The 26,033-nt window shown below is 40.0% G+C and carries 20 protein-coding genes and 1 pseudogene; 11 read left to right on the forward strand and 10 right to left on the reverse strand.

What is annotated here, in order from left to right; genetic code table 11:
- Together HLH16_RS08240 and hpaI are read left to right on the forward strand one after the other, a co-directional pair.
- Window positions 1–114, forward strand: a pseudogene (locus tag HLH16_RS08240) (IS30 family transposase); the annotation flags it as partial.
- A 395-nt stretch (window positions 115–509) separates the two neighbouring features.
- Window positions 510–1,304, forward strand: coding sequence for a 4-hydroxy-2-oxoheptanedioate aldolase (hpaI, locus tag HLH16_RS08245; RefSeq protein ID WP_171528953.1), 795 nt, complete (start codon window positions 510–512; stop codon window positions 1,302–1,304).
- A gap of 71 nt (window positions 1,305–1,375) precedes the next feature.
- Here the strand turns inward: hpaI and HLH16_RS08250 are convergent, their stop codons facing one another.
- The 3 genes from HLH16_RS08250 to HLH16_RS08260 all read right to left on the reverse strand — a co-directional run bounded on the left by HLH16_RS08250 (window position 1,376) and on the right by HLH16_RS08260 (window position 3,334).
- The gene (locus tag HLH16_RS08250; RefSeq protein WP_171528954.1) at window positions 1,376–1,795 is read right to left on the reverse strand and encodes a hypothetical protein; all 420 of its coding nucleotides are present in this window, start codon (window positions 1,793–1,795) and stop codon (window positions 1,376–1,378) included.
- A gap of 179 nt (window positions 1,796–1,974) precedes the next feature.
- Window positions 1,975–2,694: a UDP-2,3-diacylglucosamine diphosphatase gene (locus HLH16_RS08255; RefSeq protein WP_171528955.1), complete on the reverse strand. Its 720-nt coding sequence runs from the start codon at window positions 2,692–2,694 to the stop codon at window positions 1,975–1,977.
- Between the two features lie 130 nt (window positions 2,695–2,824).
- Window positions 2,825–3,334, reverse strand: coding sequence for a peptidylprolyl isomerase (locus tag HLH16_RS08260; protein WP_131290900.1), 510 nt, complete (start codon window positions 3,332–3,334; stop codon window positions 2,825–2,827).
- Window positions 3,335–3,499: 165 nt separating this feature from the next.
- Here HLH16_RS08260 and HLH16_RS08265 point away from each other — a divergent pair, with 165 nt between their 5' ends.
- Both HLH16_RS08265 and HLH16_RS08270 read left to right on the forward strand, forming a co-directional pair.
- A complete protein-coding gene (locus tag HLH16_RS08265) occupies window positions 3,500–5,224 on the forward strand; it encodes a glutamine--tRNA ligase/YqeY domain fusion protein (RefSeq protein WP_171528956.1) in 1,725 nt (574 codons plus the stop codon).
- A 260-nt stretch (window positions 5,225–5,484) separates the two neighbouring features.
- Window positions 5,485–5,931, forward strand: a complete 447-nt coding sequence (locus tag HLH16_RS08270; protein ID WP_171528957.1) for an SRPBCC domain-containing protein — start codon at window positions 5,485–5,487, stop codon at window positions 5,929–5,931.
- Between the two features lie 186 nt (window positions 5,932–6,117).
- Here the strand turns inward: HLH16_RS08270 and HLH16_RS08275 are convergent, their stop codons facing one another.
- Window positions 6,118–6,654: a lecithin retinol acyltransferase family protein gene (locus tag HLH16_RS08275; RefSeq protein ID WP_131290907.1), complete on the reverse strand. Its 537-nt coding sequence runs from the start codon at window positions 6,652–6,654 to the stop codon at window positions 6,118–6,120.
- A 163-nt stretch (window positions 6,655–6,817) separates the two neighbouring features.
- Between HLH16_RS08275 and HLH16_RS08280 the strand changes: the two genes are divergently transcribed.
- The gene (locus tag HLH16_RS08280; protein WP_171528958.1) at window positions 6,818–7,576 is read left to right on the forward strand and encodes a phosphodiester glycosidase family protein; all 759 of its coding nucleotides are present in this window, start codon (window positions 6,818–6,820) and stop codon (window positions 7,574–7,576) included.
- A 170-nt stretch (window positions 7,577–7,746) separates the two neighbouring features.
- Here the strand turns inward: HLH16_RS08280 and HLH16_RS08285 are convergent, their stop codons facing one another.
- The 4 genes from HLH16_RS08285 to putA form a co-directional block, all read right to left on the reverse strand.
- Entirely contained in the window at window positions 7,747–8,934 is a 1,188-nt protein-coding gene (locus HLH16_RS08285; RefSeq protein WP_250850254.1) for an outer membrane protein transport protein, read from the reverse strand.
- A 281-nt stretch (window positions 8,935–9,215) separates the two neighbouring features.
- The gene (locus HLH16_RS08290) at window positions 9,216–9,443 is read right to left on the reverse strand and encodes a hypothetical protein (protein ID WP_171528960.1); all 228 of its coding nucleotides are present in this window, start codon (window positions 9,441–9,443) and stop codon (window positions 9,216–9,218) included.
- Between the two features lie 251 nt (window positions 9,444–9,694).
- The gene (trmA, locus tag HLH16_RS08295; protein ID WP_171528961.1) at window positions 9,695–10,777 is read right to left on the reverse strand and encodes a tRNA (uridine(54)-C5)-methyltransferase TrmA; all 1,083 of its coding nucleotides are present in this window, start codon (window positions 10,775–10,777) and stop codon (window positions 9,695–9,697) included.
- A 655-nt stretch (window positions 10,778–11,432) separates the two neighbouring features.
- Window positions 11,433–15,203: a trifunctional transcriptional regulator/proline dehydrogenase/L-glutamate gamma-semialdehyde dehydrogenase gene (gene putA, locus HLH16_RS08300; RefSeq protein WP_171528962.1), complete on the reverse strand. Its 3,771-nt coding sequence runs from the start codon at window positions 15,201–15,203 to the stop codon at window positions 11,433–11,435.
- Window positions 15,204–15,322: 119 nt separating this feature from the next.
- Between putA and HLH16_RS08305 the strand changes: the two genes are divergently transcribed.
- Window positions 15,323–15,814, forward strand: a complete 492-nt coding sequence (locus HLH16_RS08305) for an Lrp/AsnC ligand binding domain-containing protein (RefSeq protein WP_171528963.1) — start codon at window positions 15,323–15,325, stop codon at window positions 15,812–15,814.
- 64 nt (window positions 15,815–15,878) lie between these two features.
- Here HLH16_RS08305 and putP read toward each other — a convergent pair whose 3' ends face one another.
- Complete coding sequence (gene putP, locus HLH16_RS08310) at window positions 15,879–17,417, reverse strand: sodium/proline symporter PutP (protein ID WP_171528964.1); 1,539 nt, start codon at window positions 17,415–17,417, stop codon at window positions 15,879–15,881.
- A 460-nt stretch (window positions 17,418–17,877) separates the two neighbouring features.
- Between putP and aspA the strand changes: the two genes are divergently transcribed.
- From aspA to HLH16_RS08335, 5 genes are all read left to right on the forward strand, one after another.
- Entirely contained in the window at window positions 17,878–19,326 is a 1,449-nt protein-coding gene (gene aspA, locus HLH16_RS08315) for an aspartate ammonia-lyase (protein ID WP_171528972.1), read from the forward strand.
- 138 nt (window positions 19,327–19,464) lie between these two features.
- The gene (locus HLH16_RS08320) at window positions 19,465–19,818 is read left to right on the forward strand and encodes a hypothetical protein (RefSeq protein WP_171528965.1); all 354 of its coding nucleotides are present in this window, start codon (window positions 19,465–19,467) and stop codon (window positions 19,816–19,818) included.
- 135 nt (window positions 19,819–19,953) lie between these two features.
- Window positions 19,954–23,412: a transcription-repair coupling factor gene (gene mfd / locus HLH16_RS08325; RefSeq protein WP_171528966.1), complete on the forward strand. Its 3,459-nt coding sequence runs from the start codon at window positions 19,954–19,956 to the stop codon at window positions 23,410–23,412.
- Between the two features lie 233 nt (window positions 23,413–23,645).
- Window positions 23,646–24,080 (forward strand): HIT domain-containing protein, encoded by a 435-nt coding sequence (locus HLH16_RS08330; protein ID WP_067865690.1) that lies wholly within the window; start codon window positions 23,646–23,648, stop codon window positions 24,078–24,080.
- A gap of 123 nt (window positions 24,081–24,203) precedes the next feature.
- Complete coding sequence (locus tag HLH16_RS08335; RefSeq protein WP_171528973.1) at window positions 24,204–25,607, forward strand: adenylate/guanylate cyclase domain-containing protein; 1,404 nt, start codon at window positions 24,204–24,206, stop codon at window positions 25,605–25,607.
- Between the two features lie 82 nt (window positions 25,608–25,689).
- Here the strand turns inward: HLH16_RS08335 and fdx are convergent, their stop codons facing one another.
- On the reverse strand, window positions 25,690–26,028 hold the full coding sequence (gene fdx, locus HLH16_RS08340) for an ISC system 2Fe-2S type ferredoxin (RefSeq protein WP_171528967.1): 339 nt from the start codon (window positions 26,026–26,028) through the stop codon (window positions 25,690–25,692).
- Between the last annotated feature and the right edge of the window lie 5 nt (window positions 26,029–26,033).

Below are 26,033 nucleotides of genomic sequence, written 5' to 3' on the forward strand. Positions count from 1 at the left end.
GAGCGGATAGAACAGATAGAGACTGCTCTAAATAATCGTCCTAGAAAGACACTGGGCTGGTATACACCCAGTGATATTATGGCTGGTTTTTATACTGTTGCACTTGCCGCTTGAATCCGCCTATCTTAAAAATTTTAAAATTAATGTATAGGTAATGATAGAAAGACTTAAAAGATAAATAAGGATAAAAACGGTTTTATATGTTTGAGTAAACGTACTCAGTATAGGATCTACTTCTATAAATGAAGTTATAAAAAGTAAGAGTAGAAAAATATTAAGAACGATGTTGATAGTATAAGGTGAAATATTATTTTTCATTTTAAGTGGATGAGTGAACAATAAGTTATTGTAAATAATCTCAATATTTACATCTAAGTACAAGCATTTTGGATGTTTTTTTATTAATAGTTAAAATTACTTAGATCATCCAAATTGTGTATTGGTACTTTTAGAAAAATGGCGTTTAATCAATATTAAGTAAAATGTATGACCATTCCGAGAACAGGCGTATGGACTTTAGCAATCACTTTAAAAGAAAACTAAAAACCCAACAGCAAATTGGGTTGTGGGTTGGTTTGGCAGATGCCTACGCTACAGAAATTGCAGCCAATGCCGGATACGACTGGTTACTAATTGATGGTGAACATGCACCCAGCGATTTAAGAACCACGCTTTCGCAACTGCAAAGTATTGCAGCTTATCCTTCGCAAGCCGTGGTGCGCCCACCGATTGGCAGTGTGCAACTGATTAAACAATTGTTAGATATTGGCGCACAAACCTTATTGATTCCGATGGTGGAAACTGTCGAGCAAGCAGAACTCATGGTCAAAGCAGTGCGTTATCCACCTGAAGGTATCCGTGGCGTAGGTGCGGCTCTGGCACGTGCCACACGTTGGAACAGTATTCCAAATTACTATGAAACAGCGCATGAAAATATTTGTTTGCTGATTCAGATTGAATCGGTCACAGGCCTAGAAAACCTAGATGAGATTTTAAAAGTCGATGGTATTGATGGGGTCTTTATTGGTGCTGTCGATTTGTCTGCCACCATGGGCTATCAGGGCAATCCAAACCATCCTGAAGTGCAAAAAGCTGTGGTGGATGCGATTCAGCGTATTCGTGCAGCGGGTAAGGCAGCCGGAATTTTATCGACACAACATGAAGCCACGCAGCAATATTTGGAACTCGGAACGGAGTTTGTTGCAGTGGGCGTAGATACCAGTGTGTTGATGCAGTCGCTGCGTGAATTATTAGCCAAATATAAAACTGGGGTAGATCTACCTCAGGTTTCAGATGGATATTAATTTAAACTGTGTGAAATGATTACTTAAATAGAAGAGAAACCCCTACTTTTCATCGAGCAGGGGCTTTTTTATTAATAGGCGTATTTTAAATCGGTATATTCGTTCAATGACATTGCAACATGCTTGTCAATGAATTCACGGATGTCTTCTGGAGTCATGGGCTGACCTTGCTTGGTAATCACGTGTTCCATAGGTGGTTGGTCGGCAGCAGTAATTTTATAAACAAAGTTACACACTACTTTGTAATTAGAATCAGCTTTAACCATGCAAGTCACGTAGCTATAAGCATGTTCAAAATTTAAATCGGCATGTGAGAAGATAAACTGGTCAAATAATTTAAGTGCTTTACCATCTTCCAGTGCTTTTAATTCATCCACAATATTACTTTCAAATTGCACGCCGTAACGCTCGGAAACAGGTTTTCCATCGATTAAAAGTGAAACTTTGCCGTCGTCATGATGGGTCACGGTGATATTGCTAAAATCAGACATGGAGATCTCTAAAATTGAATGAAATGATAGATGTTGATTATGTTTGAATTGTTTCACAAATCAAGAAACGATTGGATCAGTTGATTATATTCAGTATAAATAAACAACAATTGTGAAGCTCTTGATGCGCTGTAAATGAATTCGCTTTTATTCGATCAAAATGGCTTGAGTCGCTAAAATTAATAATTCCAAGTTTTTAATTCTAATGTTTGATGAAGCTGTTCGGGATCAATTTCTAAAATTTGTGCTTCATGTTCACGCCAGTCGCCTAAAACAATACGTGATTTACCATTTTCATTATGGATATTAGGGCGGTGGGTATGTCCATGAATCAGTAAATCCACCGATTGAAGTGATTGTTCAACTGCTTGTTGATTCACATCCATAATCTTATAAGATTTTACTTGCTTGGTTTCTGCACTTTTTTTACGGAAACCATTCGCCAGTTTTTGTCTAAAACTTAAAGGCATGCTTTTCAGAAAACCTAAAAGGAACGGATTACGAATAATTTTACGGAATTTTTGATAGGACACATCATCGGTGCAAAGCAGGTCGCCATGTTCAAGACGGATCTGGAGATCACCCATCTTTAAAGTATCTACCTCAGGCAATATAGAGCCATTAAACTGCTTTATAAAGCGTTGACCGAGTGCAAAGTCACGGTTGCCGACTTGAAAGTAAACCTGATTACCGGCTTGAGTAAAGTCTTGTAGAGCACTGACAATTTCATCTAACCATGGAGCAGAGTAGTCATCCCCAATCCATGCGTTAAACCAGTCCCCTAAAATATAAAGCTGGGTGTCTTTATTTTTATAGTGTACCAATAAATCCAAAAACCCCCGAACGAGTCGAGGGTGTTCAGGTGACAAATGTAAATCAGCGATAAACAGATAGGTCACTTATTTTCCTTTTTATAGAATCGCTCCCAACCTCCCTTTACGAAAGGGAGGAGAACCTAATTTTAAAAGAGGTTATTCCCTCCTTTATTAAAGGACTTGCGTAGCAGTGCTACTCAGGGATGATTTAAAATTACTCAGAAATAATTTTAGCAGATTCGATTACAACATTTTCTAGCGGAACGTCAGCGTGGTAACCACGGTTACCTGTACGAACGCCTTTAATTGCGTCAACAACATCCATGCCTTCAACGACTTTACCAAATACTGCATAACCCCAACCTTGCGCTGTTTTACCAGAGTGGTTAAGGAAAGAGTTGTTTTTCACGTTAATGAAGAACTGAGCAGAAGCAGAGTGAGGTGCTTGAGTACGCGCCATCGCGATCGTACCTTCGTCATTGCTTAAACCGTTGTCAGCTTCATTTTCAATAGAATCGCGAGTTGCTTTTTCTTTGAAGTTTTCATCCATGCCGCCGCCCTGGATCATGAAGTTTTCAATTACACGGTGAAAAATCACGCCATCATAAAAACCATCACGAACATATTCTAAAAAGTTAGCAACAGTCTTAGGTGCTTTTTCAGAGTTTAATTCAAGAACAATACGTCCTTTATTGGTGTTTAATTCGACTTGAGGAAAACTCATTCTATAATCTCCTAATCATGGACAAAAAAGCCATGGGTTTTTGGTTGAGAGAAGCATAAGCAAACTGTAAACTACAAGGCAAGCAAAAACGTTATTTTCTTTGTTAAAAACTGAGAAAAGCGTTTTAATTATCCTATTTTATCTTATAGAAGTGATTTATCAACTATGAAGCCGAATGATGTTGTTTCATCCCTGCCAAATAACCCGACAACTCAAAATCAATCTGTCGATGCTGCGCAGCAAGAACAACAGCCTGGCTTAGACTTTGTACGCCAAGTGATTACTGACGATCTAGCAGCAGGCCGTACACAACAAGTGGTGACACGTTTCCCGCCAGAACCAAATGGTTATTTGCATATTGGTCATGTAAAAGCCATTTGTCTGAATTTTGGGATTGCCCAAGAATTTGATGGCGTATGTAACCTGCGTTTTGACGATACCAATCCAGATGCAGAAGAACAAGAATATGTAGATGGTATTGCCAACGACGTAAAATGGTTAGGTTTTAACTGGAATGGTGAACCTCGCTATGCATCTAGCTATTTTGATCAACTGTACACATGGGCAGTACAACTGATTGAACAAGGCGATGCTTATGTCGATTTGCAAACGCCTGAAGAAATTAAACTCAACCGCGGTAATTTCGTAGAACCAGGTAAAAACTCTCCTTATCGTGATGCTTCAGTGGAAGAGAATCTGGCGCGTTTTGAACAAATGCGTAATGGTGAGCTTGGTGAAGGGCAAGCAGTACTGCGTGCAAAAATTGATATGGCATCTCCAAACGTGCATATGCGTGATCCTATTTTGTACCGTGTACTGCATTCTGAACATCACCAGACCGGTGATAAATGGAAAATGTACCCAATGTACGACTATGCGCATCCATTATCAGATGCGATTGAAGGCATTACGCACTCACTGTGTACTCTGGAATTCCAGGATCACCGTCCGTTCTATGACTGGGTGGTTGAGAAAGTTAAATCGCCAGCTGTTCCACATCAGTACGAATCAAGCCGTTTGAATATTGATTACACCATTACCTCTAAACGTAAATTACGTAAATTGGTTGAAGGCAATCATGTCAATGGTTGGGATGATCCACGTATGCCAACTGTAGTTGGTATGCGCCGTCGTGGTTTTACTGCTGAAGGTTTACGTGAATTTTGTAAGCGCGTTGGCGTGTCAAAAACCGATGGTATTGTGGATGTCGCAATGCTTGAGTTCTGTATTCGTCAATCGCTTGAAAATACCGCTGCGCGTGGTATGGCAGTGTTAAATCCACTGAAAGTGACGTTAACTAACTTGCCTGAAGATATGGACTTAAGCCATGCACGTCATCCGAACGTAGACATGGGCGATCGTATTATTCCTTTATCTAAAGAAATTTATATCGATCGTAAAGACTTTGAAGAAGTACCGCCTAAAGGCTTTAAACGTTTAATTCCAGAAGGTGAAGTGCGTTTACGTCATGCTTATGTGATTAAGTGCGACGAAGTGGTTAAAGATACCAATGGTGAAGTAATTGAACTGAAATGTTCAATCGACCCTGAAACTTTAGGTAAAAATCCTGAAGGTCGTAAAGTGAAAGGCGTGGTTCATTGGGTATCTGCAACCAAAGGTGTACCTGCTGAAGTCCGTGTTTATGATCGTTTGTTTACTGAAGCTGCTCCTGATGCAGATGATGATTTCCTTGCGAACTTAAACCCAGAGTCTTTAACTGTACTTCAAGCAATGATTGAACCTGCTTTGGCAGAAGCTCAACCTGAAGATCGTTTCCAGTTTGAACGTGAAGGTTATTTCGTGGCAGATCAATATGATCACACCAGTGATAAACCCGTGTTTAACCGTATTTTGGACTTAAAAGATAGCTTTAAGCCTAAGCAAGGATAAGCAAAACACTGTTTTGCCCGAGCGCAAGAGATGAAACTGTGCTTCATCTGTGATGCAGTTGAAAAGTAATCTAAATTAATGTTCTAAAAGCTCAACTTCGGTTGGGCTTTTTTGTTTGATAAAGCGAGTTTTGAGCAAGTCATGTTTATTGTGTGATTTTATTTATAATTGTTGATTGGCTACATCTATTAGCATAAAGATAATATTCAATCAGAAAGCAATTATGCTATCACTATAAGAAAAAGCTGAGGGTAATAAAAATGAGCGTCGTTATAGAAACCCAGATGTTAATTCGAAAACCGGTTGCTGAGGTGTTCAATGCCTTTATCGATCCTGAAATCACCAGCAAGTTTTGGTTTACTTCCTCTACGGGACATTTAATGGAAAATAAAAACGTAGATTGGTATTGGGAAAAATATGAGGTGACGATCAGTGTTTTTGTGGAACAGTTGATTAATAATCAATTAATCCAGATCAAGTGGGGCGAGCCAAAGTCTACAGTAGATTTTATTTTTGAGAAAATATCCGAGAACGAAACTTATCTTAGAATCCGTAACTACGAAATTCCTTTAGAGGGTTCAGAGTTAATTACTTTTGTCATTAAACATACCAATGATTTCACCATGCTTTTAGATGGCGCTAAAGCCTACTTGGAGTATGGTGCGCAATTGAACTTGGTCAATGATAGACTTCCACCATTTGATTAAAAGGTTTGAGAAATTTTTTGAAGATAAGCATTTTATCAACTGAGTAAAATTAAAATTATTATGCTTATTTTTAGACATTTTAGGGTTGAATAACACGAGTTGAGCAGTACATCTCTTCAGTTCTTTTCATGCCCATTCAAATGGGGCTTTTTTATCTTTAGAATTATCAATTGGCTGAACTCAAAATTAGGGATTTTTCTGTTCAGGTTCTTTTAATAATAAAGAGGGCGGCAGACGTTTTTTTGCTTTATCACGTAATTTTTTCTTGATGTACAACACCAGAGCAAAACAGGTGGTGGTGATGGTCAGCAACATGCTGTTCATATAACTCATGATGGAACTGACGTAACCAATCGTGGTCAGACGGTTCATCATGCGAATGACTTGTGGGCTACTTTCAACACCGGTAATTGCCCAAGTGCACAGATGTTCACAGTTATTAATAATCAGATGATAGTTATTTTCGTTCATACGTGAACGCATACGCCGTATGACTTTACGACCCCTAAATTTTGGATTGTTATAGTGTTGAACAATAATGGTTTTGCCGAAACTGAATTTTTCCAGTGAGGTGATCTCAATTGGACGTTTTTTGAATAAATGAGCAAAACCCGAGTAATGAATCACCCGGCCACGCCCTGCATATATGCCATGATGGGAATAGCCTAAGTGTTTAACGATAAGATGTGTCCCTAAAGGAAATCGGATTTTCTGCTGTCGCATCACAAACTTAATCAATAAAGTTATACATGTATTTTGTTGATGTAGTTTACTGCTTCTTTATGAAAGAATCGACTATTTCACTAAGCTTAATGACTATTTTATAAAAACTACATCACTGTATAAAATTTTCAGCCTATGTCTAAGTCGTTGGCGGATATAAAAAATGAAGCATCAATTTTTCTTAAAATGTATCGTCATTTTCATTTTAAATTTGGCCTCAGTAAGTTATGCAGAAGTTTACTCTGAACATTGGCAAAGGGAGGCTTTTAAGATAGATGTGGTAAAGATCACGCAGCCTCAAAACTTACGTTTATTTCTAAATGATGCCAAGACCCATCAACCACTGCATACATTCGCCGCAGTTCAGAAGCAATTAAAATCTTGTGAAAAATTATTATTTGCAATGAATGCTGGAATGTATCACTCAGATTATTCTGCAGTCGGTTTATACATAGAAGCATCACAACAAAAGCAGAAATTAAATAGGGTAAAACAAGGCTTCGGCAATTTTCATATTCAGCCGAATGGTGTGTTGGCTTGGAATCAAAACAAAAGCCTGATTACAACCACAGATGACTACGCTAAGCTAAAGTTTAATGCGGATTATGCAACGCAATCTGGACCAATGTTGGTCATTAATGGAAAAATAAACCCGCAATTTTTAGAATATTCAGACTCATTTAAAATTCGTAATGGAGTGGGGATTAAAGATCAAACTCTGTATTTTGTGATTAGTGATAAGGCAGTAAGTTTTTATCAATTTGCACAATTTTTCAAACAAGAATTAAACGTACAGAATGCATTGTATCTGGATGGTTCAATTTCAAGTGCATATATCCCACAGTTAAAACGTGCAGATTCGGATTTTAACCTTGGACCGATGATTGCTTATATTGATCAGCAAAACTGTCAAAAAGATTAAGGTATTAAGTCTTAAAATTATCAGTTTATGTACTTTATTATTTTAACTTTTTTATTATGACTCCATTAATTCGGAATAATTTTAAGCACGATTTTTATTTTGTAAATCTTTTACCTAGAACGAAGTATAAACCCATATTTCACTTTTAACTGAATGAGATCATTCGTAAGTTAAAAGTGATATCCAATTTTTAAACCATAGCCTATGGCATGGTTATTATCGAATTCACCCACTTTTGAAGTTTCTGAAACGCCTGGAAGGGGTAAATAATAGGTTCCATCCTGTGCCGTTACATCTCCCAACCAAAAGTATTTAACTTCGCCTGAAATAAAGTAATTGGGTTCGGGATTGTACTGCATTACTAAACCAACTCCCCAATAGCCTTTGGTTGGATTTAGGATTGATGCCGGATCGCCAGTACCTGAATCCCAGCCGATATCAAAAGCGCTAGACCATTGCTGAGTCCATTTTTTTGAGACACCCACAGTCGCACTCCACTGATTCTTTTGATAGTCATCCAGATTGAATCCAGCGGTATAAGTTCCACTACTTATTGTCGTTGTTGTTAGTTCGGATAATGCACCGAATTGGGTTGGGCGGATCACAAAATCTTTCCAGTTGACCCAACGAAGATTGGAGTAAAGCAAAGTACTGAGGGTAATCGCCGTTTGAAAATCGAGGTTGACAGACTGAGGTGTAGAAATTTTAGTTTTAGTTTCATCAACCAAAAGCAGCGGTGTTCCTAACACATTTTCGGCGACATTGATTTTGTGATCAATTTTGGAGTGATAGGTCAATGCGGCTTTTAATGCAATGTCAGGCCGTTGGTAAGCAAAACCCGCCAGCCAGCCGATGGCAGCATCTTCCTTGAAAATAGCGTTATAGCCATTAAATTCCTCATAAACCAATCCGCGAAGTGAAACATGACCTTTAATGGTTTGAAAGGCGGGTCCGGCATAAAGATTAAAATTTTTAAGGGGTTGATAGCCTAAAATTAGACTTAGATTTTGGGTATCCACATTGATCTGTGTACCTTGTTTACTGAGTGTCGGATCAGAAAAACTGCCATTGTCTTTTAGTGGATATTGAAGGTCTGAGCCAAATGGCTGATCGTAAAGGATACCGAAAGAGAGTTCTGGTTTTAATTGAAGTTTAAGTGCGGCACTGTAGTATTGGAAATTCTGGCTAATATTATCTGTTGAATAGTCATCAACACCTGAATTGACCAGATCTGGACGTTTACCTAAAGTGTGCCCGGACACTTCAGGGTCAGCAGCAGTAATGGAGGCTTCAAAATAATGCCCAGCTTCGAGAAAAGGCAACAGGGATTGTCCGGATTGATCCATTGCTGCGGCCATGCTTTGACTTGATATAAGGCTGCATAATATTGCCAGTCTAGGATAATACCATTCCATATATTTTCCTTTTAATTAGACTAATTTTTATTCTTAAGCCAGGCTTATTTTATTTGTTAAAATACTTCAGCTATGAGTAAAGCACTTTTAAATAGAGGGGAACAGAGATTTCTGGATGAATGAACAGAAGTATGTTTCGAAGTATTAAAATCTAAAAATAAACAGTTTTGACAGGCAAATAAAAAAGGCATTTAGTGAACTAAATGCCTTTTTTTCAGACTCTGCTATTGGAGTGGTAGATACTGTAATTCGTTTAACTCTTTACGGCTATAACCTCGGGAAGCTAGAACCTTTTTAATTCCAATGATGACATCTTCATCTGTCGCTTTTGCTAAAGCTTGGATCAGTTGTTCATTCGATTTACAAGAGCAATCATTTTCGACACACGAGATTTGATTCTTGTGTTCGTTTTGCTGTTGATTAGCAGAAAACAGCTTTTGCCAAAAACTCATAGAGCCTTCTTACGCAACTTAACATAGATCGAAATATATCCAAATTCCTAAATAATACAAGCCTAAGTCAGTGATAAAAGCAGCATTTGAACTTTAAATTTTCCGATGATAGGTAGCAAGTTTAACGATATTATGAGATTTACTATTCAGAATTGTTTATAAATGATTAATTCCCAATGAAATAAAAATGAAGCTCATCGGAGCTTCATTTAGGCAACAACCTATACAAACTTAACAATGAAATAAATTGTTTAAATCTTTTCCAGTAACACACCTGATTCTACATGGTGGGTATACGGGAACTGGTCAAACATCGCAAATTTGGTAATTTTATGCGTGGTTGATAAGGTCTTCAAGTTGTCTTCTAGGGTGTCAGGATTACATGAAATATAAATGATGCGTTCAAAACGTTGAATCAGTTTTAAGGTTTCATCATCAATGCCTGCACGTGGCGGATCAACAAACACAGTGTCGAAATTATAGCTTGAGATATCAATTTCAGCTTCCTGCAAGCGGCGGAATTCACGTTCACCATTATAGGCTTGGGTGAAATCTTCAGCCGATAAACGTGCTACCTGAATATTATCAATCTGGTTTTGCTCAATATTCCACTGCGCCGCATAAACCGATGATTTAGCCAGTTCAGTTGCCAGTACGCGATTGAATTTGGTTGATAGTGGCAGGGTGAAGTTACCATTACCACAGTACAATTCGAGCAAGTCTTTATCTGACTGTTCAGCCGCATTGCATGCCCATTCCAGCATCTTTTGGCAGACTTGCGCATTGGGCTGAGTAAAGCTGCTTTCAACTTGCTTGTATTTGTAAGTACGATCAAATACTTGCAATTCTTCAACCACAAATTCATCGCTTAATACCACTTTTTGACCGCGGCTACGACCAATCAATTTGATATTCAGTTTTTCAGCCAGCTGTTTGGCCAAGGTTTCCCATTCGGCATCCAGCGGGCAACGATAAATCATTGACACCAGCATTTCGCCTTTTAAAGTTGCCAGAAAGTGAACTTCAAATAAGCGTTTAGACAATACCGGATTGCTTTTCAGTTTTTGCAGCAAAATGGGCATCAGTTGATTAATACTTTTATCTGCAATCGGAAATTCGTCAATGCGAATCACTTGTTTCTGGTTATCTTCGCTGCGTTCAAACATCGCATAAAACATATCGTCGTCAGTATGCCAAATACGGAATTCTGCGCGCATACGGAAGTTTTGTTCAGGCGACGGAAATACTTCTAAAGAAGGGGGATTAAACTCGGCAAATTGAGCAGAAATACGTGCAATCTTGGCATCAAGTTGTAACTGATAAGCTGAAGTCATATGCAGTAAAAATCACAAACACATTGAAAACAGGGATGGTAACAAAGTTTGAATCAGATGACTAAACTTATTGCCCATTCAGCGGCAGAAATATATGCATTGAACTCAAATTCAAATACGCTTTTTTTGATATCCAGAATAGATCTCTTTTATAAATCAAAAAATATTCAATATTAAATTTTTTAAATCAGCACTGCCTCATATTTAATTGATTTTATTTTTATACCTTTGAGTAGGCAATCTCTCTACTTTTGACAGGTCAAAATGAGAACATCAAAATATATTTTGAGTTCGCAAGAAAAACCTTTTGTTTCCCATACACGACTTCCTGAGCTAGTTTTAAGCACTGCTTTAAAATGCAGCGCAAGGGATGGGAAACGTGTGGCATCCATGCCACACTCATGAATTCACTACTTAGTAAAATCTATTTTAAATTTTGGCTTCAAGGACGAATTTTAGTAATAGAAAAATGATTTATGAAAGAAGTCTAAGGATAAAAGCAGATTTTTATTAAAAGGAAAAAATCAGGGTCGTTTGAAGGGTTTTGGAATAAAAAAGAAACCAAGCCAATCAGACCAGGGAGAAATTGGCTTGGTAAAGAGGAAAACATTGAGTTATAGGATTAAGCGCTGAAATTCAGTTTTTAAATTTAGCCTTAGGTTAAGGTCATCAGGCTGGCATTTCCTCCTGCGGCTGCGGTGTTGATACTGATCGCGCGTTCAATCACCAATCGTTCTAATGGAATATCGTAGTCAAGCGGCTGCAAATGGGTGATGCCAATAATCGCACCTGAACGTTCAGCAATTTTAATTTGCAACTTTTGCAGTTGGGCTTGGGTACCGTGATGTAGCACTGCATCAAAATCATCGGTTGCAATATTTTGAATCACCATAAAATGCTCTGCAATTTCTTTCGGCATTTTAGAAAGATATTTGAGCACAAAAGTATTTTCAGATAGAACCACAGGCTGACTACCGACCGCAAAAATTGCAGCCCATTGCTGAAGCTGATCCTGTTCCTGATCCGCTAAAGACAATACGCGTTTTCTTGGCAACACCACATATTGATTACTTTCACCGGTCGGGCCTTGCAATTCATAATGATGGCCAGAGCAAAAAGCAGGGTAAGGCTTCAGAGGATATTGAGGAAAGTTTTTCTCAGCCCAAGTGTAAAATATTTCATATAAAGGATGATGGTCTGGCTGGGTTACTTGTGCTTGGGTTGCAAACGGAGTTGCCAGTTTTTTCGCTGAACAGTACTGCATTAAACGGTACAGATAAATTGGACCGCCTGCTTTAGGCCCAGTACCGGATAATCCTTCACCACCAAAGGGCTGAACGCCGACCACAGCACCGACAATATTACGGTTGATGTATAAGTTGCCTACTTCGGCCTGTGCAATCACGGTTTGAATGGTTTCATCAATACGCGTATGTAGTCCCATGGTGAGTCCGTAACCTTTGGCATTGATCTGTTCAAGTAGCTGTTCTAATTGACCGTATTTATAGCGAATCACATGCAGGACCGGACCAAACACTTCACGTTGCAAATCATCCAGATTTGGTAATTCAATTAAAGTCGGCGCAATAAAAGTACCTTGAGTTAAAGATTGATCCTGTGCTGCATTCAGCATCAATTGATGGACTGGGTGGCCTTTGCCGCGCATTTGGTCAATATGTTTTTGAATATTGCTTTGTGCTTCAAGATCAATCACAGGACAGATATCGGTTTTTAACAGGAACGGATTACCGACACAGAGCTGTTGCATTGCGCCTTTCAGCATATTGATAACACTATCGGCATTATCTTCCTGCACACACAGTACACGTAAGGCAGAACAACGTTGCCCGGCGCTGTCATAAGCCGAACTCACTACATCTAGAATCACTTGTTCAGTCAAAGCGGATGAGTCCACAATCATGGCATTTTGACCGCCCGTTTCCGCGATCAAAGGAGTCGGTTGACCCGAAATGCTGAGTCTTTGTGCCAGGGTCTTTTGCAAAATTTTAGCCACATCGGTTGAACCGGTAAACATGATGCCTTGAATACGCGCATCCCTACTTAATTGTGCACCGACGGTTTCACCTTGTCCGGGAAGCAGTTGCAAAACATCTTGAGGAATACCGGCTTGCCATAAGATTTGAATCGCTTGCGCTGCAATTAGTGGCGTTTGTTCAGCAGGTTTTGCAAGTACGGTATTTCCGGCTACCAGCGCTGCTGCAATCTGTCCTGTGAAAATAGCCAATGGGAAATTCCATGGACTGATACATAACACGGGGCCGAGTGGTTGAATCAATGCATTCTGATCCAGATCGATCATTTGCGCAGCATAATAACGCAGGAAGTCGATCGCTTCACGAACTTCTGCAATGGCATTGGCATAGGTTTTACCGCTTTCACGACACAGCAGAATCATCAATTCCTGCAAGCGTGATTGCATGATGTCTGCTGCACGCTGTAGGCAAGCGGCACGGGTGTCTTTAGGTGTATTGCTCCATTTAGCTTGTACATTAACGGCATGATCTAATGCCAGATTGACTTGTACAGGGCTCGCTTCTTGCACATGGCCGACAACATCAGAGTGATTGGCAGGATTTAAAATGGTGATGAGTTTTGAATGTTCATCAGTCAGATTGTCTTCGCTACTGAGGTTTTTACCCAAAGCCTGAGCTTGCCATTGCTGCTGACTGAACTCTTGTGCAGTTTGATTCAGCAGCATTAACTCGTGATCATTGGCTAGGTCTAGACCCATAGAGTTTGGACGAGTATCGCCGTATAAATCGGCTGCGAGGGGAATAGCCGGATGCTTTTGACCAAGCTGTGATTCTTTGGCTGCATTTTTCAAAATTTCAGCACGTGGATTTTCAATCAGATCTTCAATTTTTAAAGATTTATCTGCAATACGATTCACGAAAGAGGTATTGGCGCCATTTTCCAGTAAACGTCGGACCAGATAGGCCAGTAGTGTTTCATGATTGCCGACTGGTGCGTAAATACGGCAAGGCACGCCCAGTTTATTATCCATTTTATCGCCCACCACTTGCTCGTAGAGTGGTTCGCCCATGCCATGCAGACATTGAAATTCATATTGACCGCTATAATATTGGTTTGGATCGGCCAGATGGTAAATCGTGGCAAGGGTTTGAGCATTGTGCGTCGCAAACTGCGGATAAATCTGCTCTGGGGCAGCCAGGAGCTTTTTGGCACAGGCGATATAAGATAAATCCGTATGCACTTTACGGGTAAACACCGGATAGTCAGTCATGCCATCAATCTGGGCTTTCTTGATTTCGCTATCCCAGTAAGCACCTTTAACCAGACGGATCATCAAACGTTTCTGACTGCGTTTTGCTAAGTCCACCACGTAATCCACCACGTTAAAACAACGTTTTTGATAGGCCTGAATCACAAAACCGATCCCTTTCCAGTCGGCAAGACTAGGCTCAAAACACAGGCGTTCTAATAATTCTAGGGAAATTTCCAGGCGTTCAGATTCTTCGGCATCAATGTTTAAACCAATATTGTAGCGTTTTGCCAGTTCCGCCAATTGCAGAACTTTAGGATATAGCTCGTCATGCACACGGTCAATCTGCGCACGCTGATAACGCGGATGCAGGGCAGACAGCTTGATTGAAATGCCAGGACCGTCATAAACATCTTTGTCTTGTGAAGCTTGACCGATGGCATGGATGGCATTGCTATAATCTTGGTAATAACGTTCAGCGTCATGTTCTGTGAGTGCCGCTTCACCGAGCATGTCATAAGAATATCGGAAGCCCTTATCTTCTAAAGGTTCTGCATGTTCTAGCGCTTCTTGAATGGTTTCACCAGTCACGAACTGTTCACCCATCATCCGCATTGCCACATCTACCGCTTTACGGATAATACCGCGACCACTACGTGCTAACAGCCCGGTCAGGACGCTGGATAAACTTTTTTGTTTCGGCGTTTCCATCAGTTTGCCGGTCAGCATGAGGCCCCAAGCCGCAGCATTGACAAACATCTGGCTACTTTGTCCAACATGTTCTTTCCAGTTGCCCTGATTAATTTTGTCACGAATCAGCAGGTCACGTGTCGCACTGTCCGGAATACGCAGCAAGGCTTCAGCCAGACACATCAGGGCAATGCCTTCTTGAGAGGACAATGAAAATTCTTGTAATAAACCCTGAACGATCCCGGCTTTACCATTCGTGCTTTTACGTTCACGCAATGTGTGAGCCAGGTTAAAAGCCAGGTCGTAAATACGCTGACTCAGTTGTTCAGAAATCTGGCTATATTCAAGCAGGTTTTCAACACACTCGGGTTCAGCACGGCGCCAGGCAGTATTAACCTCAACTTCATAATCATTCTTTTCTTTGAACTCAGTAATATATTCAAAGTGAGGTTTTGCTTCATCGAAGCGGGTTTCTGTATCCATCATATTCATGCCAACATCCTGTGACTGCCAATTTTTTTGTTGAGTCAAATACCTTATATAATTTATGATTACAGAAAGGATGCCGAATAACTCACTATAATTTTTATTCATTTTAGAGAATAATTCAGATGACAAGCCCAATTTTTACTTTGGACAGAACGGATATCAAAATTTTAGATATTCTGCAAAATGATGGACGAATTTCAAATATCAAATTGGCTGAAGCAGTGAATCTATCAGCCACTGCAGCACTTGCGCGGGTGCAAAAATTAGCCAAAGACGGTTTTATTTTAGGCTATGAAGCCAAGCTGAATCCTGACATGCTGAATGCCAGTTTTGTGGTTTTTGTGGAAATTTTACTGGATAAAACCACGCCTAATGTATTGGAAGAGTTTTCCGATGCGATTATGCAATATCCTGAAATTGTGGAATGCCATATGATCAGTGGTGGTTTCGATTTTGTGGTAAAAATCCGCTGTGCCAATATGGAAGAGTTCCGCAGAATTTCAGGACAGGTGCTCTGGCAATTGCCTGGGATCAAAGAAACACGCAGTTATCCGGTGATGGAAGTGATTAAAGAAAGCTCCAAGATTCATCTGAAAATAAAAGTGCAAAAATAGAATCAATAAAAGGGGCATAAGCCCCTTAAATCTGATTCAAATTTCGATACAACTCATCCGAACTTTATAATGAATTTTCAGCTTGAGCCGGTATTCCATTTTTTAATTCGTCCATTTCTTTTTTATACAATTCATCTGCCTGTTCAAAACGCTGAATCACGTCCTGAGAGGGGGCTTTTTCCAGTAAACTCACCACGACAATACTGAAGAATGACAAAATGAAGCCGGGAATAATTTCATACAGTCCGGTATCTGCCATCATGTTTTTCCACAGAATGACCGTGCTTGCACCCACCAGAATACCCATAATGGCGCCGTTTAAAGTCATGCGTTTCCAGAACAAGGACAAAATAATTAATGGACCAAATGCCGCGCCAAAACCTGCCCATGCATAGGCAACCAGCCCCAGTACTTTGCTGCTTGGGTTACTTGCCAACACGATGGCAAGGACAGCAATGGCTAACACCATAAAGCGTCCGACCCAGACCAGTTCCTTTTGCGAGGCATTCTTGCGTAGAAATGATTTGTACAAATCTTCAGTCAAGGTACTTGAACAGACCAAAAGCTGACAGCTGAGCGTACTCATCACTGCGGCTAAAATCGCGGCCAAAATAATGCCGGCAATCCATGGATTAAACAGGATTTTGGTCAGTTCCATGAAGATGGTTTCAGGGTTTTGAGAGACCACACTTGCCAGTTCGGCATGCTGCTGGAAATAGGCAATGCCAATGAAACCTGCACCGACTGCGCCGCCCAAACATAAAATCATCCAGCTCATACCAATACGACGTGCAGCAGGAATAGTTTTTACCGAGTCCGCTGCCATAAACCGTACCAGAATATGCGGTTGACCAAAATAGCCTAAGCCCCAAGCGAGGGAGGATAAAATGGCAACCGTACTTAAACCTGAAAGCATATTCGTGGCATGTGGGCGGGCTGTTTCAATTACCGTCGCAAACTGCTGACTATGATCACCGATGGCCATATAAGCCATGATCGGGGTGAGAATTAAGGCAAAAATCATCAGGCCTGCCTGAAAGGTATCGGTCCAGCTAATCGCCAGAAATCCGCCAACACATACATAACTAATGGTGGCAATGGCGCTGATCCATAATGCAGTGGTATATGACCAGCCAAAAATGCTTTCAAACAATCGCGCGCCAGCAACCATGCCGGAAGCACAATAAATCGAGAAAAATACCAGAATCACCAGGGCTGAAATCACACGTAAAACACGCTTGCGGTCAGCAAAACGACTGGTGAAATAATCAGGCAGGGTCAAGGCATTATTTTGAACTTCGGTATGTACGCGCAAGCGACCTGCAACCAGCAGCCAATTCAGCCATGCACCGATAATCAGGCCAATGCCAATCCACGCTTCAGATAAGCCAGAGAGATAAATGGCTCCAGGTAAGCCCATGAGCAACCAGCCACTCATATCCGATGCACCTGCGGACAGGGCAGTGACCACACTGCCTAGACTGCGGCCACCCAGAATATAATCTGAAAAGTCGGTGGTGGCTTTATAGGCATATAGCCCAATACCCACCATGGCGACAATATAAAAAATAAATGTGATTAATGTCGGGTTCAGTTGACTCATGTACTCATCCTTATGTCCTTATAAATACATCTGTCCAAGATGAATTTTTATCCATATTCGCTAAGGAGCTGATTCAAACACAAAATCAAAATTACCTTCTGTTACATTTCGAAGGGATTTAATAGCGTGTTGTGTAGCGGAATGTATTTTTAGATACAATTTATTAAAAGTTAATAAAATTAATTGGTTATAAGTTTGGTGCTTAATGTCATTTATAGGGGTCGCATACAGGCTTAGTGTGAATTGCAAATCAGGCTAAAAGATTTTTGAATTTAATTTTTTGATCAGGAAAATTGAAAGCGAAAAGATAGTTACAAGTGCTTACACTAGCTACAAAGCTGCTGTAATTGGTTATAGAGCATTGCCAAATAAATATCTTTTTACAATATTCAAAATAGCGCAAAGGTTTAATATTTTTTCAATTGCACAATTCTAGTGCATAAATGTGAGTATATTTAAAGTGTCTACGGTTCAACTCGATAATACAAGAATAGAGCGTGATTTGTTGGGAGCGAAGGAAGTTCCGGCAGCATGTTATTACGGCATTCATACTGTACGTGCTTTAGAGAATTTTCAAATCTCTAATCAGAAAGTTGGAAATCATCATCATTTTATTCGTGCTTTGGCCCAAGTCAAAAAAGCTTCGGCACAGACCAATTTAAAATTTAGCAAAATTTCTGAACAAGTCAGTCAGGTGATTCAGCGGGCGTGTAATGAATTAATCGAATCTCCGGAAAAATGGAGTCATGCTTTTCCTTTAGATGTTTATCAAGGGGGAGCGGGTACGTCTATTAATATGAATACCAATGAGGTATTGGCCAATATTGCATTAGAGCATTTAGGTTTTCATAAGGGGCAATATGAACATATTCACCCAAATGATCATGTTAATAAATCCCAATCGACCAACGATGTCTATCCGACGGCTTTGCGCTTGGCAACGTATTATAGTCTGGACGATTTATTGCTTCAGATTCAAAAACTAGTTGATACATTGCATATAAAGGTTGCAGAGTTTCAGTTTGTTTTAAAAATGGGGCGTACCCAATTACAAGATGCAGTTCCGATGACCTTGGGACAAGAGTTTCGTGCTTTTGCAACCTTATTAAAAGAAGATATAAAACTTATTCAACGCACCCGCGAGCTTTTACTGGAAGTGAATTTGGGTGCCACTGCCATTGGAACCGGGGTAAATACACCAGCGGGCTATACACATGAAGCGATTCAATCTTTAAATAAAATTACCGGATTGAATTTAATTGGTGCGGAAGACTATGTGGAAGCCACCAGTGATTGTGGTGTATTTATTATTTTATCCAGTACGCTGAAACGTCTTGCGGTGAAGCTTTCAAAAATTTGTAATGACTTACGCTTATTGAGTTCGGGGCCACGTACCGGTTTGGGTGAAATTCGCTTACCTGAATTGCAAGCCGGCTCATCAATTATGCCGGCAAAAATCAATCCGGTGATTCCTGAAGTGGTGAATCAGATTGCCTATAAAGTAATTGGTAATGATCTAACCGTGACCATGGCTGCGGAAGCGGGACAATTACAGTTAAATGTAATGGAACCGGTGATTGCCATTTCCATTAATGAATCCATTGAATTACTTACTCAAGCCATTTCGAGTTTGGACAGTAAATGTATTCAGGGCATTCAAGCCAATGAGCAGGTTTGTTATGATGCTGTAATGCGTAGTGTCGGCATTGTCACTTTACTGGATCCCATTTTGGGTCATGCCAAATGTGATGAAATTGGCAAGCAATGTATTGCTGAAAACAAAACCATTCAACAGATTGTCTTGGAACAGGAATTACTCACACAAGAACAGTTAGATGAAATTTTTGCCTTTAGTAATCTGGTTTCAGAAGTTACAGCAGCACATGAATTGTTGGCACAAGTGAGCTAATTCGGCTAAGGCAAAATTTAATTTTAGTTATAGTGAAAAGGTAGCCGTTTAAACGGCTACCTTTTTTATGGAAAATAGTGCTGAAGATAAAGCCGCTCAGGGTTAGAATAGGCAGGTTTTTTAATATTTGTAATACTTATGCTGAATAAACTTGCCGGACTATTCAAAAGTTCTAAACCTTCTCCTGAACAGCTGTTCCTGGAAGAAAATAATATCCAATTCAATCAAGAACAGGGTTATATCGTCGATGGTATCGTGGTTAATGAACTGTCTGAACGGTTGTCATACTTCTCGAATCGAAAATTAACCCAGTTTGACGATTTAAAAGCATTGTATTTCACTGCTATGATTATCAATGAAAAAATTGATCTGGAAATTGCCAGTCAACGTTTTGTCACACGTTTAGGTAATACCGAAGAAAACCTGTTGCAGTTAAAGCAAATCATTCAAAAGCTGAATGACTATTACCGCAATTTCTTACGCGAAAAATAATTGCAAAACACAGGCTGAACAGGTGACATCTAAAAGGATTTAGAGAGAAAAACGGGCTGCATATAAAAATAACTCAACCCACAAAAAACCCATGTTAAGATACAGCTCATGTCATTTAGACCAAAAGCTATATACATGTTCCAACAAGAAATTTCCCAATTAAATCTGCAGCAATTAAAAGCAGGCGAAAAACGCTGGGTCGGTAATTTACAAGGCTCATCAGCCGCTTTATTGTTTAAAGACATTGCCACGCAAAATAAGCAATTGTTCATTATTGTTGCCAAAAATAATCAGCATTTGGGTCAGTTGGAAAGTGAACTGGAATTTTACGGGATAAAACCGACCATTTTCCCGGATTGGGAAATTCTTCCTTATGACCGTTTATCTCCGCATCAAGATATCGTGTCAGAACGTCTTTCAATTTTATCAAATATGCCAAAGCAGGGCGTATTGTTACTTTCTGCCTCGACTTTAGCACAACGTGTTGCGCCAACCTCTTGGGTGTTGGGTGAACATTTCGATATTAAAGTGGGTCAAAAATTTGAACTGGAACAACAAAAACTGCGTTTAATACAAGCAGGCTATCATCTGGTCGATACCGTTTATGATCATGGTGAATTTGCTGTGCGCGGCAGCATTATGGATATTTACGCGTCTGGGCAAAATTCGCCTATACGGATTGATTTGTTTGATGATGAAATTGAGAGCTTAAAATTCTTTGATCCTGAAACGCAAAGAACCACGCAAAATTTACAACAGTTTTCAGTATTACCGGCCAAAGAATTTCCACTCAAAGAAGGGCGTTCGACTTTCCGTGATCGTTATGCAGAAAGTTTTCCTAGTGCAAATCCCAAGAAAAATCCGGTTTATCAAGATGTTTTAGAGGGTATTGCTTCTCCGGGGTTGGAGTTTTATTTCCCATTATTTTTTAGCAAAGAAGCGATGCAAACACAAAGTACCCTGATGGCGTACTTACCGAAGAATGGCATTGTCATTACAGACAAGCATCTGGATGAAAGCTTAACCAGTTTTTGGAAAGATGTGGTTCGACGCTATGAAGACCGTCGCCATAATGTTGATCACCCTATTCTGTCGCCAGAAGAGATATTTCTGCAACCGAATCAGGTCTTAGAACAACTGAATCACTTCGCCAGAATCATTGCATCTTCAGAAGAGTTTGTAGATAAAACTGGGGTGCTTAATCTCAATACCGAATTGCCACCCCGTTTACCGGTTGATCCAAAACAGGAAAAACCGTTCTCTGCGGTTAAAAAATATATTGATGCGGCAAATCATCCAGTGCTATTGGTGGCTGAAAGTGCCGGACGTCGTGAAACCTTAAAAGATGCGTTGCGTCCAGCTTTGGGTGATATTCCCAATGTTGAAAATTTTGCAGAATTTAGAAAATCATTACATGCCATCGCCATTACCAGTGCACCACTTGATCGTGGCTTGGTGATTCCGAATCACCTTACAGTAATTTCTGAAAATCAGCTCTATGAACATCGCGTCGTTCAGCGCCGTCGTAAACGCCAGCAGGAAGTTTCAGAAGAATTTCTGATTCGGAGTTTAACCGAACTCAGTATTGGTGCACCGGTAGTACATATCGATTATGGTGTGGGACGTTATGCGGGCTTGGTCACTTTAAGTATTGATGATCAAGATCATGAGTTTTTACAGCTGGATTATGCCGATGCTGCCAAGGTCTATGTTCCAGTCACCAATTTGCATTTAATCAGCCGTTATAGTGGCGGCGATCCAGATTTAGCACCATTACATAAATTAGGTACTGATGCCTGGAATAAAGCCAAGCGTAAAGCCCTAGAACAGATTCATGATGTTGCTGCCGAGTTATTGCATATTCAGGCACGTCGACAGGCTAAACAGGGCTTTAGCTTTGAGCTGGAACAAAGTCTATATATGCAATTTGCCAGTGGCTTTGCCTATGAAGAGACGCTAGATCAAGCCAATGCAATTGAAGCGACCTTGCACGATATGCAACTGGCGAAACCGATGGATCGTCTGGTCTGTGGGGATGTCGGTTTTGGTAAGACTGAAGTGGCGATGCGAGCCGCATTTTTAGCAGTACAAAACAATAAACAAGTCGCGGTGTTAGTGCCAACGACCTTGCTGGCACAGCAGCATTATGAATCCTTTAAAGACCGTTTTGCCGATTGGCCAATTCGTATAGAAGTACTTTCGCGTTTTGGTTCCAATAAAACCCATCTGAAAATTACTGAAGACTTGGCTGACGGTAAAGTCGATATTGTGATTGGAACGCACAAAATTCTGCAGGAAAGTATCCAGTTTAAAAACTTGGGTTTGATGATTGTCGATGAAGAACATCGCTTTGGGGTACGTGATAAAGAACGTATTAAAGCCATGCGTGCCGATGTCGATATGCTGACCCTGACTGCAACCCCGATTCCGCGCACATTAAATATGGCCTTTAGCGGGATGCGTGATTTATCAATCATTGCCACACCGCCAGCACGTCGTTTGGCAGTCAAAACCTTTGTTCAAGAGCACACCAGTGACGCGATAAAAGAAGCGATTCTGCGTGAATTACTTCGTGGTGGTCAGGTTTATTTCCTGCATAATGAAGTGGAGAGTATTGAACGGACAGCTGAAAGTATCCGAGAGCTGGTACCTGAAGCACGAGTAGCAGTGGCGCATGGACAAATGCGTGAACGTGAACTGGAGCAGGTGATGCAGCAGTTCTATCACAAGGAATATAATGTTCTGGTTTGTTCAACCATTATTGAAACCGGAATTGACGTTCCAAATGCCAACACCATTTTGATTGAACGTGCAGATAAGTTAGGTTTAGCGCAGTTACATCAATTACGAGGACGTGTTGGGCGTTCGCATCATCAAGCCTATGCCTATTTATTGGTACCTTCAATTAAAGGTTTAAAAGGTGATGCTGAAAAACGTCTGGATGCGATTCAGCGTGCATCTAACTTGGGTGCAGGTTTCATGCTGGCCACAGAGGATTTGGAAATTCGTGGTGCGGGTGAGCTCTTGGGTGAGCAACAAAGTGGTTCGATGCATGCGATCGGTTATAGCCTGTATATGGAAATGCTTGAAAAGGCGACCAAAGCCATTCAAAAAGGTAAAACTCCGAATTTCGATGCACCGTTATCTTTAACGGCTGAGATTAATTTACATATGCCGGCATTGATTCCAGATGAGTATTTGGGCGATGTACACCAACGTCTGATGTTTTATAAGCGGATCAGTAATACCGACACTCAAGAAAAACTCGATAACATTCGTATGGAATTGATTGACCGTTTTGGTGTGCCACCACAACCTGTGAAGCAATTATTTGCTGTGCATCAACTCCGCTTAAAAGCAGAGCAGTTGGGGATTACCAAGGTTGATATCAGTGCAAATGGTGGTCATATTGAATTTTCACCAGATACCCCGGTTCAAGCCATGAGCATTATTCAAATGATGCAAAAACATCCGACTTTTTTCCGTATGGATGGAGGACAACGTTTAAAAATCATGGTGATGCTGGAAGATTATCAAAAAAGAATTCAATTTATTTCCGATTTACTCGCGAGTTTATTAAAAGAAATTCACTAGTCAGAAAGTGGGTGTGTAAATATTATGCACTTACTTCTTGATTCGCCCATAATTTAGGGTTTGTGGAAAAGAAATACTTGAATTTTTAAGTAAATTTATTAAATTTATCTGTGCTTGAGTGTTCAGGGCAAATAGTGGTTTATTTGTAATGAAACACATTGCATAGAATATTCACGTCCCATTGGATGTGATAGTATTAGCCATCATTCTAATTTTGCATAATTTATAAAGATATGTTTAGTTTGCATCCCCAACTTGCTCAAGATACTTTTTTTGTAGGCGACTTTCCACTGTCAACATGTCGTTTAATGAATGATATGCAATTTCCGTGGCTCATATTAATTCCGCGTGTACCCGGTATTAGTGAATTATATGAATTAAGTCAGGCTGACCAAGAACAATTCCTACGTGAATCTAGCTGGTTATCAAGCCAGTTGGCGCGTGTATTCCGTGCAGACAAAATGAATGTTGCTGCTTTAGGGAATATGGTTCCACAATTACATTTTCATCATGTCGTGCGTTACCAAAATGACGTCGCGTGGCCAAAACCAGTTTGGGGAACCCCAGCTGTTCCTTATAGCAATGAAGTCCTTGCACATATGCGTCAAACTTTAATGCTTGCGTTACGTGGTCAAGGTGATATGCCATTTGACTGGCGTATGGACTAATTCAAAGCGATTTAAAAAGCCAAACAGGGAATGTGTGGTGTGAATACTGGGACCAGGAGTGATTGAGTGCTAGACGACTGGATTAGCAAAGAGCCGAGACAATTTGAATATTTTCATCGTTTGATGGGATATATCATGTTGTCTTTACTCGTCATCGTCTATCATTACACTTCTTCTGATACGCAATATCAGATCTATGTCCCTTTATTCTTGTTGTTTGTCTTGCTGATTACCCCGAAGTTATCGACTGGGTTGCTGTACCGTTATAATTCAAAAATACAACGCAGTCTGTTATTTCTCATTGATGTTGTTGCCATTTCAGTTATTTTGTCTGCCATTCATTTAAACCTGGTGCTGACTTTTATTTCACTTTTTGCACTTCTGTATACTGCAATCAGTAATAAAATTTCATTTCTCATGGTGTCATTGGCGAGTCTGATTGGAATCGCAATTTTCTATCTGTGTAATATCTTTATTTTTGGCTTTGGCGAATATTTTGAACAAACCACAGGTGAATTAACCGTTCTGGGCTTTATTTGTCTCATCACTTATTTTGGTGTGGGAAGTTTTTACCAACGCAATCAAATCCAGCATGTTACCGATCGTAAAGCTTATTATTATGAGCAAATGAATCGTTATATGGAGTTTGCCAACCAGCTCAGCCGTTATGCACCGGTACAATTGTGGCAATCAATTATGAAGGGTGAGTCTGAAGCCAAAATTGAATATAAGCGTAAGAAAATGACCATTTTCTTTTCAGATATTCAAGGTTTTACCGAGCTCTCCGAAACCCTCATTCCCGATGACTTGGCATTCTTGCTCAATGACTATCTAAGTCATATGACAGAAATTGCCAAACAGTATGAAGCGACTGTCGATAAGTTTATGGGGGATGCGATCTTAATTTTCTTTGGTGATCCCATTTCTCAAGGTGTTGAGCAAGATGCAAAAACTTGTTTAGACATGGCGATTGATATGCGTCAGCAAATGAAATTGTTAAGAGAGCGATGGATTAAAATGGGTTATCCCGCTTTACATATTCGTATGGGAATCAGTACGGGATATTGTCACGTTGGGAATTATGGTGCAGCTCATCGTATGGCCTATACCATTGTTGGACGTGATGCAAATTTGGCGGCGCGTTTACAAAGTGCGGCAGAAGTGGATGAAATTTTAATCTCGGATGATACTTATAATTTAATTAAAAATGATTATTTGTGTGCGCCTAAAGCACCGATTAAGCTTAAAGGTATTCAGGATCCAGTGAGAACCTGGCAGGTGATGGAAAAATATACTTCACGTAAATCGGATTATCAGCGTTGGTTTGATTATGAGTATAAAGGCTTTCATCTATTGTTGAATCTGGACGAAGTTCAAAACTATGAATATCCAGAGTTGATCAATGTTTTGGAAAAAATGATTAAACGCATACAAAAACAGCAAAAAATGACCAATTCTCAAGGTGTGGTAAAACTGAATCTAGAAGATGAAATAATCGAAGATCAGAAAGATGAACAATATCATTAAGATGAATAGTCACTAAGCATCGTTGCTATTGAATTGAATATAAAAAAACCACGCCTGGCGTGGTTTTTTAATCCTGAATCAATTAATGATTTTCAGATGCATGATTGATGGTGTATTTCGGAATTTCAACTTCCAAGTCTTCATCTATAATTTTGACCTGGCATGAAAGACGTGAGTCAGGCTCAAGACCCCAAGCACGATCAAGTAAATCGGCTTCGACATCATTCATTTCTTCAAGGCTGTCAAAACCTTTGCGAACCACAACATGGCAAGTGGTACATGCACAAGACATGTCACATGCATGCTCAATCTTGATGCCATTTTTCAATAAGCTTTCGCAAAGATTTGCATTCTGTTCAACTTCAAACTCAGCACCATTTGGGCAAATTTGCGCATGTGGAAGAACTTTAATACGTGGCATAATTT

The sequence above is a fragment of the Acinetobacter sp. ANC 5378 genome, from assembly GCF_013004315.1.
Lineage (GTDB): Bacteria > Pseudomonadota > Gammaproteobacteria > Pseudomonadales > Moraxellaceae > Acinetobacter.

Bases quoted from the DNA above. Each gene is read 5' to 3' on its own strand.
- hpaI (WP_171528953.1), top strand. From the start codon at position 510: ATGGACTTTAGCAATCACTTTAAAAGAAAACTAAAAACCCAACAGCAA.
- HLH16_RS08250 (WP_171528954.1), bottom strand. From the start codon at position 1,795: ATGTCTGATTTTAGCAATATCACCGTGACCCATCATGACGACGGCAAA.
- HLH16_RS08260 (WP_131290900.1), bottom strand. From the start codon at position 3,334: ATGAGTTTTCCTCAAGTCGAATTAAACACCAATAAAGGACGTATTGTT.
- HLH16_RS08265 (WP_171528956.1), top strand. From the start codon at position 3,500: ATGAAGCCGAATGATGTTGTTTCATCCCTGCCAAATAACCCGACAACT.
- HLH16_RS08270 (WP_171528957.1), top strand. From the start codon at position 5,485: ATGAGCGTCGTTATAGAAACCCAGATGTTAATTCGAAAACCGGTTGCT.
- HLH16_RS08275 (WP_131290907.1), bottom strand. From the start codon at position 6,654: ATGCGACAGCAGAAAATCCGATTTCCTTTAGGGACACATCTTATCGTT.
- HLH16_RS08280 (WP_171528958.1), top strand. From the start codon at position 6,818: ATGAAGCATCAATTTTTCTTAAAATGTATCGTCATTTTCATTTTAAAT.
- HLH16_RS08285 (WP_250850254.1), bottom strand. From the start codon at position 8,934: ATGGCCGCAGCAATGGATCAATCCGGACAATCCCTGTTGCCTTTTCTC.
- HLH16_RS08290 (WP_171528960.1), bottom strand. From the start codon at position 9,443: ATGAGTTTTTGGCAAAAGCTGTTTTCTGCTAATCAACAGCAAAACGAA.
- trmA (WP_171528961.1), bottom strand. From the start codon at position 10,777: ATGACTTCAGCTTATCAGTTACAACTTGATGCCAAGATTGCACGTATT.
- putA (WP_171528962.1), bottom strand. From the start codon at position 15,203: ATGAATATGATGGATACAGAAACCCGCTTCGATGAAGCAAAACCTCAC.
- HLH16_RS08305 (WP_171528963.1), top strand. From the start codon at position 15,323: ATGACAAGCCCAATTTTTACTTTGGACAGAACGGATATCAAAATTTTA.
- putP (WP_171528964.1), bottom strand. From the start codon at position 17,417: ATGAGTCAACTGAACCCGACATTAATCACATTTATTTTTTATATTGTC.
- HLH16_RS08320 (WP_171528965.1), top strand. From the start codon at position 19,465: ATGCTGAATAAACTTGCCGGACTATTCAAAAGTTCTAAACCTTCTCCT.
- mfd (WP_171528966.1), top strand. From the start codon at position 19,954: ATGTTCCAACAAGAAATTTCCCAATTAAATCTGCAGCAATTAAAAGCA.
- HLH16_RS08330 (WP_067865690.1), top strand. From the start codon at position 23,646: ATGTTTAGTTTGCATCCCCAACTTGCTCAAGATACTTTTTTTGTAGGC.
- HLH16_RS08335 (WP_171528973.1), top strand. From the start codon at position 24,204: ATGGGATATATCATGTTGTCTTTACTCGTCATCGTCTATCATTACACT.
- fdx (WP_171528967.1), bottom strand. From the start codon at position 26,028: ATGCCACGTATTAAAGTTCTTCCACATGCGCAAATTTGCCCAAATGGT.